Raw genomic sequence first — 13,574 nt, 5'->3', positions numbered from 1 at the left:
GCGGGCGGAGCCGGGAGGTGCGGACTCCGGCGGCCCGGACGGGGCCTGGACCGGTCAGACCGCCCCCGCCCCCGTGAGCGCGCGGACCTCCGTCTCGGCGTGCCGGGCCTCGTCCGGCGGCTCGGGTGAGGTGATGGTCCCGATCCAGCCGGCCAGGAAGCCCAGCGGGATGGAGACCACCCCGGGGTTCTGCAGCGGGAAGACGCGGAAGTCGGCACCGGGGAACAGCGCCTCCGGAGTGCCGGAGACCACCGGGGAGAGGACCACCAGCACGACGGCCGGGACGAGCCCTCCGTACACCGCCCAGACCGCCCCCCGCGTGGTGAAGTTCCGCCAGAAGAGCGAGTAGAGCAGCACGGGCAGGTTGGCGGACGCGGCGACCGCGAAGGCGAGGCCGACCAGGAAGGCCACGTTGAGGTCGCGCGCGAGGAGCCCCAGGCCGATCGCGGCCGCCCCGATCCCGGCGGCGGCGAGCCGGGCCACCGTCACCTCGCTGTACTGCTTGGCATGGGCGCTGCGGCGGCGCAGCGAGGCGTACAGGTCGTGGGCGACGGACGCCGAGGAGGCGAGCGTGATGCCCGCGACGACGGCCAGGATCGTCGCGAAGGCGACGGCCGCGACGACCGCGAAGAGCACGGTGCCGCCGGTCGATCCGGCTCCCCCGCCGAGGTCGAGCGCGAGCAGGGGGACGGCGGTGTTGCCGGCCGCGTTGGAGGCCCGGACCGCGTCCGGGCCGATGATCGCCGCCGCGCCGAAGCCGAGCACGATCGTCATCAGGTAGAAGCTGCCGATCAGTCCGATGGACCAGACGACCGAGCGCCGGGCGGCCCGCGCGGTGGGCACCGTGTAGAAGCGCGACAGGATGTGCGGCAGGCCCGCGGTGCCCAGGACGAGGGCGATACCGAGGCTGATGAAGTCGAGGCGGGCGGTCCAGCTTCCGCCGTAGCGCAGTCCCGGCCCGAGGAAGTCCCGGCCGTGGCCGCTGCGTTCGGCGGCGGTGGTGAGCAGCTGGTTGAAGTCGCCGTGGAAGCGGAGCAGGACGAGCACGGTGAGGGCGATCGTGCCCGCCATGAGCAGGACGGCCTTGACGATCTGGATCCAGGTGGTGGCCCGCATCCCGCCGAGCGACACGTAGATCACCATCAGCGCTCCGACGCCGATCACGGTCCAGGAGCGGGCGGCCTCGCTCGTGCCGCCGAGGAGGAGGGCGACCAGGCTGCCGGCGCCGACCATCTGGGCCACGAGGTAGAGCACGGAGACGGTGACCGAGGAGGTTCCGGCGGCGATCCGCACGGGGCGCTCGGCCATCCGGGAGGCGACGACGTCGGCGAGGGTGAACCGGCCGCAGTTGCGCACCAGTTCGGCGACCAGCAGCAGGACGACGAGCCAGGCGACCAGGAAGCCGACGGAGTAGAGCATGCCGTCGTAGCCGAAGAGCGCGATCAGGCCGGAGATGCCGAGGAAGGAGGCGGCGGACATGTAGTCGCCGGCGATCGCGAAGCCGTTCTCCATCGGGGAGAAGAGCCGGCCGCCGGCGTAGAACTCCTCGGCCGAGCCGTGCCGGCTGCGGCTCACCCAGGTGGTGATCCCGAGCGTCACCGCGATGAACACGCTGAAGAGGACGAGCGCCAGGGTCTGATGGTCTCCGGTCACCGCTGGAACCCCCTCGTCATCTCCTGGGTGTCCCAGCGCAGTTCCAGCGCTGCCCGATCCCGGCGCAGCCGGGCGTGCCGGGCGTAGGCCCAGGTCAGCAGGAAGGTGGTGAGGAACTGGCCGAGTCCGGCGAGCATCGCCACGTTGACCGCTCCGGCGACGGGGCGGGCCATCAGCCCGGGGGCGGCGGTCGCCGCCACGACGTAGGCGAGGTACCAGAGGAGGAAGGCGAGCGACGCCGGGATCACGAACCGGCGGTAGCGGCTGCGTACTTCCTGGAAGGCCGGGCTGCGCTGGACCTCCAGATAGATGTCCGCGGCGCTGTGGGCCGCCTGCTGCCGCGGTACGGCGCCGGGCGCCAGGGCGCGAGCGTCCGGTGCCCCGGAGGGGTCCCGCCGGTCCCCGGCCGTCGCCCGCTCTCCCGCGGCGGCCCGGTCCGCGAACGCGGTCGCCGACCCGGAGTCCGCCGGCTCACCCGTGTCGGCCGGCTCGCCCCAGCCGGCGGCCAGGGCGTCGTACCAGGGGTCGTCGATCCGCACCGCGGGGGCGCCGGGCCCTTCCTGCTTCTCCACCGGTGAACTCTCCTTGTCAGCGAACCGTTTCGGCCGCGTGCACAAGAATGGACAGAGCGGGAAGATCCAGGACTCTTCTCCTCTGCCACTTCACCCCATCAGGTGACGGAATCCCCACGTGGCCTGACGAGCCCTTGCTGATAGGCGTACCGGACCGCCTGCGCCCGGTCGCGAACCCCGATCTTGGCGAAGAGGTTGTTGATGTGCGTCTTCACGGTCGCGGTGGAGATGCGCAGGCGGACGGAGATCTCCTGGTTGGACAGCCCGTCCGCGACCAGGGCCAGCACCTCGGCCTCGCGCTCGGTGAGTCCGTCGGGCGGCGCGGCGGCATCCCGCGAGCCGGTGGACGGCGCACGGCGCGGTACGTGCTGTTCGGGCTGGTCCAGCAGCCGTTCCAGGAGCCGCCGTTGGACGGCGGGATCGAGTCCGGCCCGCCCGTCGAGCACGTCCCGGACGGCCCGGACGATCTCCTCCCCGCCCGCGTCCTTGGTGAGGTAGCCCCGCGCTCCGGCCCGCAGCGCGGGGAAGAGCGAGTCGTCGTCGGCGTAGGTGGTGAGCACGACCACCTCGGTGCCGGGGTGCTCGGCGCGGATGCGGCGGGTGGCCTCCACCCCGTCGCAGCGCGGCATGCGCAGGTCCATCAGGACGACGTCGGGGGCCAGTGCGGCGGTCAGGGCGACGGCCTCCTCCCCGTCCCGGGCCGAACCGACCACCTCGATGCCGGGAAGGAGGCCGAGGACCAGCACGATGCCCTCGCGGACCATGGCCTGGTCGTCGGCGACGACCACCCGGGCGACCCGCTCGCCGGTGGCCCCTTCCGTCCCGGGCCCGCTCATGCCGGCACCCGCAGGCGTACGGCGAAACCCGTGCCGTCGGGACCGGCCTCCAGGGTGCCGCCGAGGAGTTCGGCACGCTCGCGCATGCCGAGCAGGCCGTAGCCCGCGCCGGAGGCGGCCAGGGAGACGTCCGGGCCGTCACCGCCGGTTTCGGCAGCGGGCGTGCCGGTGTCCCGGACCTCCAGACCGACGTCCCCGGCTCCGTAGGCGAGCAGCAGCGTCGTCCTCGCCCCCGGCGCGTGCTTGCGGACGTTGGTGAGGGCTTCCTGGGCCACTCTGCGCACCGCCTGCGATGCCTCCGCCGGCAGCGGCCGGCGCTCTCCGGTCACCCTGACCTCCGCCCGGTCCTCGCGGGCCAGCTCCCGCAGGTAGTCCTCCACCGGCACCATGTCGCCGCGGAGCGCGGAGAGCGCGTGGCGGGTCTCCGCGAGGCCGTCGCGGGCCATGGATCGGGCGGCGACCACCCGCTCCAGGATCACCTCCCGGTCGGCGCCGGCCTCGATCTGCAGGCGGGCGGCCTCCAGGTGCACCATCTGGGCCGAGAGGCTGTGGGCCAGCACGTCGTGGATCTCGCGCGCGATCCGGGCCCGCTCGGCGAGCGCCGCTGAGGTGGCCTCCGCCTCACGTGCCGCCCGTTCCTGCCCGAGCAGCCGGAAGCCGGCGCTGCGTGCCTCGGCGTCCAGCCGGAGCGAGTAGCCGCCGAGCAGCACGGCGGAGGTGGTGACCGCGGCGCCGAGGATGCCGGTGTCGTCGGCCTCGACGAAGGCGGCGAGCAGCACGAGGACCGTGGCGAGGCCGACGACGAGCGGCAGCCGTTCCATGGCCGAGGCGCAGACGACGATCCAGAGGAGGGTGGCGGTCACCGGGGCGTCGGCGAGGCTCGCCCCGAGTCCGACGACCGTGACGGCGGCGAGCAGTCCGAGCGAGTGGGGCAGCCGGTTGGCGAGGGTGGTCCGGTGGAAGCCGGCGAGCGCCGCCGCGCAGAGGGCCACGCCGATCGGGGGCACCACGCCGTACCAGCCGGGGAAGGCACCGGAGAGGTACGCGCTGGTCACCGCCCAGGAGCCCAGGGCCGCGAGGAGCAGGCCGTCGAGCACGAGGCGCCCCCGCGGCACGCCGACCCGGCTCAGCGCCTCGGGAGCGGGCCAGGCCGTCCACCTGCCGGTGCCGCGCCTGTCGCCGTCCGCCATCGTCGTCCCCCCTTCGTCGTGACGATGCTACGGACGGGCACGGGCGAGGGGATCGTCACGGAGACGGATCACGCGCCTCCACCCCCGGGTGGACACGGGGCGCCGGGAGGCGCGGTGCCCGGACGGGCACGAGGCCCCGAGCGGGATTCCGCTCGGGGCCTCGGTCGCGTGCTCCGGCCGGTCAGGCGTCGATGCGCGAGCGGTCCAGGGTCGCCGCCGAGCTGGTGATGAATTCCTTGCGGGGAGCCACGTCGTTGCCCATGAGCAGGTCGAAGACCTGCTCGGAGGACTCCAGGTCGCCGATGTTGATCCGGCGCAGGGTGCGGTGGCGCGGGTCCATGGTGGTCTCCGCCAGCTGGTCGGCGTCCATCTCGCCGAGGCCCTTGTAGCGCTGGATGGCGTCCTTGTAGCGGATGCCCTTGCGCTGGTACTCCAGCAGCGTCTGGCGCAGCTCGTTGTCCGAGTACGTGTACACGTACTTGTCCTGGCCCCGCTTGGGCTGGACGAGCTCGATGCGGTGCAGCGGCGGCACGGCCGCGAAGACCCGGCCGGCCTCGACCATGGGCCGCATGTAGCGCTGGAAGAGCGTCAGCAGCAGCGTGCGGATGTGGGAACCGTCGACATCGGCGTCGGTCATCATGATGACCTTGCCGTACCGGGCCGCGTCGATGTCGAAGGTGCGGCCCGATCCCGCCCCTATGACCTGGATGATCGCCCCGCACTCGGCGTTCTTGAGCATGTCCGAGACCGAGGACTTCTGGACGTTGAGGATCTTGCCGCGGATCGGCAGAAGCGCCTGGAACTCGCTGTTCCGCGCGAGCTTGGCGGTGCCGAGCGCGGAGTCGCCCTCGACGATGAAGAGCTCGCTGCGCTCCACGTCGTCGCTGCGGCAGTCGGCGAGCTTGGCCGGCAGCGAGGAGGACTCCAGGGCGGTCTTCCTGCGCTGCGCGTCCTTGTGCTGGCGGGCCGCGATGCGGGTCCTGGCGGCCGCCACGGCCTTCTCCAGGACGGCGCGGGCCTGGGCCTTGTCGTCGCGCCGGGTGGACGTCAGGAAGGCCTTCAGCTCCTTGGCGACCACGTTGGCGACGATCCGGCGCGCCGCGGAGGTGCCCAGCACCTCCTTGGTCTGCCCCTCGAACTGCGGCTCGGCGAGCCGGACGGTCACGACCGCGGTGAGCCCCTCCAGGGCGTCGTCCTTGACGACGTCGTCCTCGGCGACGCGCAGCAGCTTGGCGGAGCGCAGCACCTCGTTGACGGTCTTCGTGATGGCCTGCTCGAAGCCGGACACGTGGGTGCCGCCCTTGGGGGTGGCGATGATGTTCACGAACGACTTGAGCATCGTGTCGTAGCCGGTGCCCCAGCGCAGGGCCACGTCGACGCCCAGTTCCCGGGTGACCTCGGTGGGGGTCATGTGGCCGAGGTCGTCGAGGACCGGCACCGTCTCCTTGAACGTGCCGGTGCCCGTCAGGCGCTGGACGTCGCAGACGGCCTTGTCCTGGGCGAGGAACTCGCAGAACTCGCTGATGCCCCCGTCGAAGCGGAAGGTCTCCTCGCTCTTGCCCACGCCCTCCAGGTCCCGCTCGTCGCGGACCACGATGGTCAGGCCGGGCACCAGGAAGGCGGTCTGGCGAGCACGCTGGTGGAGCGTCTCCAGGGAGAGCTTGGCGTCCTTCAGGAAGATCTGGCGGTCGGCCCAGTACCGGACGCGGGTGCCGGTGCGGGCCTTGGGGACGCGCTTGCCCTTCAGGAGGCCGTTGGCCGGGTCGAAGGGGCTGTCGGGGCCCTGCTCGGTGAAGATGCCGGGGACACCGCGGCGGAAGCTGATCGCGTGCGTGGCGCTGTTCCGGTCGACCTCGACGTCGAGCCGGGCGGACAGGGCGTTCACCACGGAGGCGCCCACGCCGTGCAGACCGCCGGAGGCCGCGTACGAGCCGCCGCCGAACTTGCCGCCGGCGTGCAGCTTGGTCATGACGACCTCGACGCCGGAGAGCCCGGTCTTGGGCTCGACGTCGACCGGGATGCCCCGGCCGTTGTCCTGCACCTCGACGGAGCCGTCGTCGTGGAGGATCACGTCGATCCGGTCGCAGTACCCGCCGAGGGCCTCGTCGACCGAGTTGTCGATGATCTCCCAGATGCAGTGCATCAGGCCACGGCTGTCGGTGGACCCGATGTACATGCCGGGGCGTTTGCGAACCGCTTCGAGCCCTTCGAGTACGAGCAGGTGCCGCGCGGTGTAGTTGGAACCGTCACGGTCTGCGGTCAGCAGCGCACTGGACGGCACGGACGTCTCGGCGGTCACGCGGTTCGCTCCTCGCTGAATTTGAAATGTGGCCCGGTGGGTAAGGCCCGGCGTCTGTCACCGGTTCAGAGGGTACCGATGCCTGGTAGAGCCGTTGTCACGCCACCCTCCCTGATTTCTCATGCTAGTCCAGAGTCGTATGGATGTTCGATCCCTCGAAGGGGTGACGTGAACATCACGTTCCCTTCCGCGCATGAACCATTTAGGCTCCGGGCACGTCCTCATCAACAACCGGCAACCAGCCGGGAGGACGAACCGACCCAGCAACGCGAAATCCGTAGAGCGACGCAATACGGCTCATTCGCCGCCAACCGGCAGCAGACAGCCACCTTGGTAAGAAGTTTCCAGGAAAAGCCACGAGCGGGAACGTTTTCGGCCTGGTTGGATGTTGACCCTGGTACGACAGCTCGTCGAGCTAGAGAAGAGGCGACGTGACTACTGTTCTGACCCCCGCGAGCCCCCTGACGGCCGCTGACCGCTGCGACCGCTGCGGCGCCCAGGCCTACCTGCGCGTCGTGCTGACCAGTGGTGGAGACCTGCTCTTCTGCGCTCACCACGGGCGCAAGTTCGAGCCGGAACTCAAGAAGATCGCCGCGGAGATACAGGATGAGACGGACCGGCTCACCGACGTGCCGGCCAAGGCAGTAGACGAGGACCGCTGACGCCTCGCATCCACGACGAGCCATGGGCCGGTCGCTGACCGGACGACGGGCGGCCGCCCCCGCGATCAAGGGGGGTGGCCGCCCGTTCTCGTGCCCGGGGACCGCCGCGGCGGCTCACAGGCCGCCGGAAGGGCGTCTCAGAGGTTCCGCGGCAGGACCGTGGAGACGCGGGTGTAGACGCCCGGGTTCTCGGCCTGGCCGCAGCCGCTGCCCCAGGACACCAGGCCGATGAGCCGTCCACCGGCCACCAGCGGCCCGCCGCTGTCCCCCTGGCAGGCGTCCTTGCCTCCCTGCGGGTCTCCCGCGCAGAGCATGGTCTCGGCCCGGTAGCCGGCTCCGAAACCGCCCGGATACGCCCGCTCGCACGCCGTGTCCGGCAGCACCTGGACCGTGGCGGAGCGCAGGGCGGACGCGTAGTGGCCGTTTCCCGTGGTGTCCCCCCACCCGTAGACCTCCGCCGCCGTGCCGGGGCTCTCGACGGCGTCGCCCGGACTCGCGACCCCGATCACGTACGACTGCGGCAGCGCGGTCGCCAGGGTCAGCACCGCCAGGTCGCCGGAGTTGGTCCTCGGGTCGTAGTCCGGGCTGATCCACGTCGACGAGACCCGGACCTCCCGGCCGTCCTGGCCGCCGAGCGAACTCCGGCCCGCGATGACCTTGAAGTCGGGCAGCTGGGACGGCTCACCGCCGAGCACCTCCCTGCCGAGGCAGTGGGCCGCCGTGAGCACCCGCGTGGGCGCCACGACCACACCTCCGCAGAACTGCCCCGCGCGGGTACCTCCGAACCGGTCACGGCTGGAGAGGGCCACGACCCAGGGGGCCTCCTCGGTCCGGGCCGGCTGGCCTCCGACCACGACGCTGTCGGCGAACGCGGGCGGGGCGGCGGCGAGCGGCCCCGCCGCCGCCGAGACGAGGCCCAGAGCAGCGGTCACTGCTCGGGCGAAGGGGCGACGCATAGAGCCTCCTGACTCTCCGGAACTTTCCGTGCACCCAGCGTCGTCCAGGCTCCTCCTCCGTGCACCCGCGCCGCGCCCAGCGGAAGGGCCCGGCTCCCCCACGGGGGAGCCGGGCCCTTTCACGCCTGGCGCTCGGCCACACCCCGCAGGGGGCGGCCGGCGACGGGTGACTAGTCGAGGTAGTCGCGCAGCACCTGCGAACGCGACGGGTGACGCAGCTTCGACATCGTCTTGGACTCGATCTGGCGGATCCGCTCACGCGTCACGCCGTAGACCTTGCCGATCTCGTCCAGCGTCTTCGGCTGGCCGTCGGTGAGACCGAAGCGCATGGAGACCACGCCGGCCTCACGCTCGGAGAGCGTGTCGAGGACGGAGTGCAGCTGCTCCTGGAGGAGCGTGAAGCTGACCGCGTCGGCCGGGACGACCGCCTCGGAGTCCTCGATCAGGTCGCCGAACTCGCTGTCGCCGTCCTCACCCAGCGGGGTGTGGAGGGAGATCGGCTCACGGCCGTACTTCTGGACCTCGATGACCTTCTCCGGGGTCATGTCGAGTTCCTTGGCCAGCTCCTCCGGGGTGGGCTCGCGGCCCAGGTCCTGGAGCATCTGGCGCTGCACACGGGCGAGCTTGTTGATGACCTCGACCATGTGCACCGGGATACGGATGGTGCGGGCCTGGTCGGCCATGGCGCGGGTGATCGCCTGCCGGATCCACCAGGTGGCGTACGTGGAGAACTTGTAGCCCTTGGTGTAGTCGAACTTCTCGACGGCGCGGATCAGACCCAGGTTGCCCTCCTGGATCAGGTCCAGGAACAGCATGCCGCGGCCGGTGTAGCGCTTGGCCAGGGAGACCACCAGACGGAGGTTGGCCTCCAGCAGGTGGTTCTTGGCGCGGCGGCCGTCCTCGGCGATGATCTCCAGCTCGCGCTTGAGCTTCGGCGCCAGCTTGTCGGAGTTCGCCAGCTTGTCCTCGGCGAACAGGCCGGCCTCGATGCGCTTGGCGAGCTCGACCTCCTGCTCGGCGTTGAGCAGGGGGACCTTGCCGATCTGCTTCAGGTAGTCCTTGACCGGGTCCGCGGTGGCACCGGCGACGGCGACCTGCTGCGCGGGAGCGTCGTCCTCGTCCTCGTCGGACAGGACGAAGCCCTTGGTCTCGCCCTCGGTCTCCTCGTCCTCGCCCTTGCCGGGAGCGGCGTCCTCGAGCAGTTCCTCGCCCTCGACCGCGTCGTCGGCGTCCTTCTTGGACGTGGACTTCTTCGCCGCCGTCTTCTTGGCGACGGTCTTCTTCGCCGCCGTCTTCTTGACGGCGGTCTTCTTCGCGGCTGCCTTCTTGGCCGGAGCCGCGGCCTCGTCGGCCGGGTCCGCGCCCTCGGCCGTCGCCGACTCCGGAGCGGCCGGGACGCTCTTGGCCACGGTCGTCCTGGCGGTGACGGTCTTGGTGGCGGTGCGCTTGGCCGGGCTCTTCGCTGCGACGCTCTTGCGGGCGCGCTTCGGCGACTCCGCTGCACTGACCATCAGCGTCACACCCTCTTCCTCGAGGATCTGGTTGAGGCTGCGCAGAACATTCTTCCACTGGGTTGGCGGAATCTGGTCAGCCTCGAAGGCCCGACGCACGTCATCGCCGGCGATCTGCCCATCAGCCTTTCCCCGCTCGATGAGCGCCATCACAGACTCGGACTCGGCGATCTCCGGCGGGAGCGTACGGGATGTGCTGGCCGACACGAACAACCTCTCGGAACGATGGAAAACGGCTTCCGGCCCCGCCCATGATCGGGCCGGAGCCGACGACCGTCGGCGGGGAATGTGCCGACGGCGCGCGGGCTGGACCGGGGAACTGCACAGCGCCTCAGGCGGCTGCTGTATTCCTTCCTCGGCCGTCACCTCTTAGGTCATCGCACGGCTTCGAGGAGTGTTACGCCCAATCTGCGTGGCCCGAGTCACACCTCATATGCGACACATCACCTCAGAAGGGTAAATGGTTGCACATTTTCGCCGCCGAAACCCCCGCGGCCCCGGGGACGCCGTACGCCCCCGGGTTCCGCGCGGGTCCGGCGACCCTCGATGCGAACGATTCCGCGCATCCGGCCATGGCCCGCGCGTCAGTGCTCGCGCGGAGCGGGCACCACGCCCCCGGGGTCCGGGTGGACCGTGAGCAGCTGGCGCATGGCGGTCTCGGCCCCGATGGCGTCCCCTGCGGCCACGGCGTCGACGATGCGCGCGTGATGCACGATGCACGACTCCCCCGGACGGTCACAGCCGGTGACGGGGCCGCCGGAGACCTGGAGGGCGGCGGAGACGATGCCGGAGAGGTGCTCCAGCATGCGGTTGCCGGCGAGCTGGATGAGCAGGGAGTGGAACTCGGCGTCCGCCCGGGAGAAGGTGATGCCGTCACCCTGGGCGAAGGCGTGCCCCATGATCTCGACCATGTCGGACAGCCGCTGCTGGACGTCCTCGCGGCCGTGACCGGCGGCGAGCCGGGCGGCCAGCGGCTCGATCGTCCAGCGGAGCTGGTTCAGCTCCCGGCGCTGGTCGTCGCGCTGCGGCCCGAAGGCGCGCCACTCGATGATGTCGGGGTCGAGCAGGTTCCAGTCACTGACCGGCCTGACCCGGGTGCCGACGTTCGGGCGGGCACTGACCAGCCCCTTGGCCTCCAGCACGCGCAGCGATTCACGGACGACCGTGCGGGAGACCTCGAAGCGCTGGCCGATCTCCTCGGGGACGAGGGGGCGGTCGGCGCCGAGGTCGCCGGAGACGATCATCTGCCCCAGCTGCTGGACGAGCTGGCCGTGCAGTCCGCGACCCCGACTGCCGGCCGAGCGGCGGCCGACCCGGCCGAGGTCCGTCTCCACCCCCTCCCAGGAGGGCGGCCCCACGCGATCGGCGACGGGCGCCTCCGTGTACGGGTATCGATCGAGATCGCCCGAGGCGCCGAGGCCGGAGTCGACGGAACGGGCGGCGGTCATCATGGTGTGCGCAAGGGTACTCACGCATCCTTTGTCGGCGTGGCTCCCGTGACCCTTGAGGTCTTTGGTGAAAAGCACACGAAAGGGTGATCGGCGCCCCCTACACAATTGACGATTATTCGGACATAAGGGGCAGTTTTTGAGGGAGTTGCCGACGCGTCGGAACTCTTCGATCCGGAAGTGATCACCAACGCGCCTTACGGCTCAGCCCGGTGAACAGATAGGCGCACAGAAGTGCCGTCAACGCGAACGTCAGCGCCACCCCCACGGGTTGCACGACCACCCGGAGTGCCCCCTCGAGCCAGTGATCGACAGCCGCGGGCCACTCCAGGCTCGCGAATTCCCTGAGTCTGGCCGGGAGTCCGGCGACGGGGCGCACCGACGGTCCCGAGACCAGCCTGCCCAGCAGCGGGACGAGGACGATGGGCACGGCCAGCACCGCGGCCACGCCGGCGGCGGCCGCGCGGAACACCCCGGCGCCCAGCACCCCGGCCCAGGCGCAGCCGATCAACAGGCCCAGCCAACTCGCGCACAGCGTCGCCCAGTTGTCGGGCAGGGGGATCAAGTCACCGCCGTAGACGAGGCGGAGGGCCTCCAGGTCCGCCACCACGACGACGACGGCGAGTACGACGGCGACGCCGGCCGCGACCGCGAGTTTGGCGAGCAGCAGGCCGAGACGGCGCGGGACCGTGCCGCGCCCGGTGGTGAGGGCGGGGTAGCGGTACTCGTCCCCGAAGGAGAAGGCGCCGAGCAGGCCGGCCCCGAGGGCGGCGGGCGGCAGGGGCGAGAGGGCCGGCCACCCCGCGAGGGCCGCGGGCAGGGGCGTGCGGCCGCCGCGGGCGAGCAGGACCGAGATCAGGACGGAGGCGCCGACGGTCGCGGCGAGCACCAGCCAGGTGGGCGGCACCCCGAGCAGGCGACGGACCTCGTACCGGAGGGGTCGCAGCGGCGCCCGCGGCGGCCGTCGCCTCGCCGACGCGACGGGGGTCACCGTGGCACGGGTCTCCGGGGCGGGACCTTCGAGGTCAGAACCTTCAGAAGTAGGGCCTGCGAGGTCAGAGTCTGCAGGAGTGGGCTCGGGCTCCGCCTCCGCCTCGAACCAGAGGTCCGGCGGGAACAAGGGCCGGGTCCCGGGCGCGGCACAGGACTCGGACGCAGAGGCGGACGCGGGACCGGGCTCCCACTCCGACTCGGGGCCGGCAGCCGCCGTGGACGGGTGCGCGGCGTCGAAGAGCTCCGGCTCGGGTCCCGCTCCGATGCGGCGCGCGACGAGGACGTCGAGTTCCCGGGGTCCAGGATGTCCGGGGGTTTCCGGGCGTGCGAGGGCTCCGGGAGCTCTGGGATCCTCGGGGTCGAGGTCGGGGTCTTCGGGGTCAGCGGGGTCTCCGGAGCGGACCGTCCGGCCGACCCGGTCTCCGCCGGAGCCGGTGTGATCCCGAGCCGCCGGGAGGGCGGGGCCGGTGTCACCCACCTCGTCGGCCAGTTGATGAATGAGCACCCCGTGCCGGAAGGCCGCCTCCCCGATCGTCGCGCAGTCGCTGCCGTAGACGGAGAGGCGGTTCCCGTTCTCGGTGACCACCTCGACGGGGCGCTTGGCGGCCCGCGCCTCCTGCGTCACGACGGCGGCCAGCCGTGCGGCGTGCGGGGTGCGCACGGCCACGCGGGGACGCAGTCTCGTGCGGGCGAAGTCGGCGACGTCCTGGTCGGCGACGAGCCGTCCGGCATCGAGGGTGACGACGTGGTCGGCGTGCCGGGCGGCCGTCCTGGGGTCCTCGGTGGTGAACAGGACGGTGCCGCCGTCCTCCGCGTGGGCGCGCAGCAGTTCGTAGAGCCAGGCGCTCTCACGGACGGAGAGGCCGGCACCCGGTTCGTCGAGCAGGAGGGTGTGCGGATCGCCCAACAGAGCACAGGCGAGTCCGAGTCGGCGGTCCATTCCGAGCGGCAGAGTGCCGATGCGCTGGTCGTGGAGGCCGGTGAGGCCGACGACCCGCAGCATCTCGTCGGCCTGGGACACCGGTACCCCGGCGGCGGCGCAGAGCATGCGCAGCTGGCTGCGCAGGGTGCGCGAGGGGTGCCCCGCGACGTCGCCGAGCAGCACCCCGACCTCGCTCGCGGGGTGCGCGACGCGGTGGAGGGGTCGCCCGCGGAAGGAGGTCACGCCGCGGCCCGGTTCGAGTTCGAGCATCAGGCGCAGGGCGGTGGTCTTGCCGGACCCGGCGGGTCCGAGCAGGGCGGTCACCTGGCCCGGGTGGGCGTCGAAGGTGAGATCGTCCACGGCGGGCGGAAGGTCGCGGCGGGGGCAACTGGTGAGTCCGATGGCCTGGAGCATCGCTTCTCTCGCGGTAGGTGAGACCGCTCCGCGGCAGGGTGGCGGCTTGCGAAGCAAGATAACGCTACATTTCGGACTTTTAGTGCAGCGCTGAGCTCTCGGGGCGCCTCGGCGCGCG

Annotated in this window: 10 protein-coding genes; 1 reads left to right on the top strand and 9 read right to left on the bottom strand. The window is 71.6% G+C overall.

The features are described from left to right. Positions 1-54: 54 nt before the first annotated feature. The 5 genes from ACGFZF_RS13675 to ACGFZF_RS13655 all read right to left on the bottom strand — a co-directional run bounded on the left by ACGFZF_RS13675 (position 55) and on the right by ACGFZF_RS13655 (position 6,550). Entirely contained in the window at positions 55-1,653 is a 1,599-nt protein-coding gene (locus ACGFZF_RS13675) for a cation acetate symporter (protein WP_393553909.1), read from the bottom strand. After that, the gene (locus ACGFZF_RS13670; RefSeq protein WP_393553907.1) at positions 1,650-2,225 is read right to left on the bottom strand and encodes a DUF485 domain-containing protein; all 576 of its coding nucleotides are present in this window, start codon (positions 2,223-2,225) and stop codon (positions 1,650-1,652) included. Before ACGFZF_RS13670 ends, ACGFZF_RS13675 begins: the two co-directional genes overlap by 4 nt. A 98-nt stretch (positions 2,226-2,323) precedes the next feature. Next, positions 2,324-3,061: a response regulator gene (locus ACGFZF_RS13665; RefSeq protein WP_393553905.1), complete on the bottom strand. Its 738-nt coding sequence runs from the start codon at positions 3,059-3,061 to the stop codon at positions 2,324-2,326. Further along, positions 3,058-4,251 carry a sensor histidine kinase gene (locus tag ACGFZF_RS13660; RefSeq protein WP_393553903.1) on the bottom strand — a complete coding sequence of 398 codons (1,194 nt, stop codon included), beginning with the start codon at positions 4,249-4,251 and terminating at the stop codon, positions 3,058-3,060. The genes ACGFZF_RS13665 and ACGFZF_RS13660 overlap by 4 nt, the downstream gene beginning before the upstream one ends. A 181-nt stretch (positions 4,252-4,432) precedes the next feature. After that, complete coding sequence (locus ACGFZF_RS13655) at positions 4,433-6,550, bottom strand: type IIA DNA topoisomerase subunit B (protein WP_393553901.1); 2,118 nt, start codon at positions 6,548-6,550, stop codon at positions 4,433-4,435. 431 nt (positions 6,551-6,981) lie between these two features. Here ACGFZF_RS13655 and ACGFZF_RS13650 point away from each other — a divergent pair, with 431 nt between their 5' ends. Next, positions 6,982-7,212, top strand: a complete 231-nt coding sequence (locus ACGFZF_RS13650; protein WP_137992866.1) for a hypothetical protein — start codon at positions 6,982-6,984, stop codon at positions 7,210-7,212. Positions 7,213-7,349: 137 nt separating this feature from the next. Here the strand turns inward: ACGFZF_RS13650 and ACGFZF_RS13645 are convergent, their stop codons facing one another. The 4 genes from ACGFZF_RS13645 to ACGFZF_RS13630 all read right to left on the bottom strand — a co-directional run bounded on the left by ACGFZF_RS13645 (position 7,350) and on the right by ACGFZF_RS13630 (position 13,456). After that, complete coding sequence (locus ACGFZF_RS13645) at positions 7,350-8,168, bottom strand: S1 family serine peptidase (protein ID WP_393553899.1); 819 nt, start codon at positions 8,166-8,168, stop codon at positions 7,350-7,352. A gap of 170 nt (positions 8,169-8,338) precedes the next feature. Further along, positions 8,339-9,886, bottom strand: a complete 1,548-nt coding sequence (locus ACGFZF_RS13640; protein ID WP_393553897.1) for an RNA polymerase sigma factor — start codon at positions 9,884-9,886, stop codon at positions 8,339-8,341. Between the two features lie 377 nt (positions 9,887-10,263). Next, complete coding sequence (locus ACGFZF_RS13635; RefSeq protein WP_393553895.1) at positions 10,264-11,151, bottom strand: FadR/GntR family transcriptional regulator; 888 nt, start codon at positions 11,149-11,151, stop codon at positions 10,264-10,266. A gap of 160 nt (positions 11,152-11,311) precedes the next feature. Continuing rightward, on the bottom strand, positions 11,312-13,456 hold the full coding sequence (locus ACGFZF_RS13630) for an ATP-binding cassette domain-containing protein (RefSeq protein WP_393553893.1): 2,145 nt from the start codon (positions 13,454-13,456) through the stop codon (positions 11,312-11,314). Positions 13,457-13,574 lie beyond the last annotated feature (118 nt).

Origin of the sequence: Streptomyces sp. NPDC048338 (assembly GCF_043201055.1) — a bacterium.
GTDB lineage: Bacteria > Actinomycetota > Actinomycetes > Streptomycetales > Streptomycetaceae > Streptomyces.
Note: the sequence above shows the minus strand (reverse complement) of the source record. Positions and strands in the feature narration are given on the sequence as shown.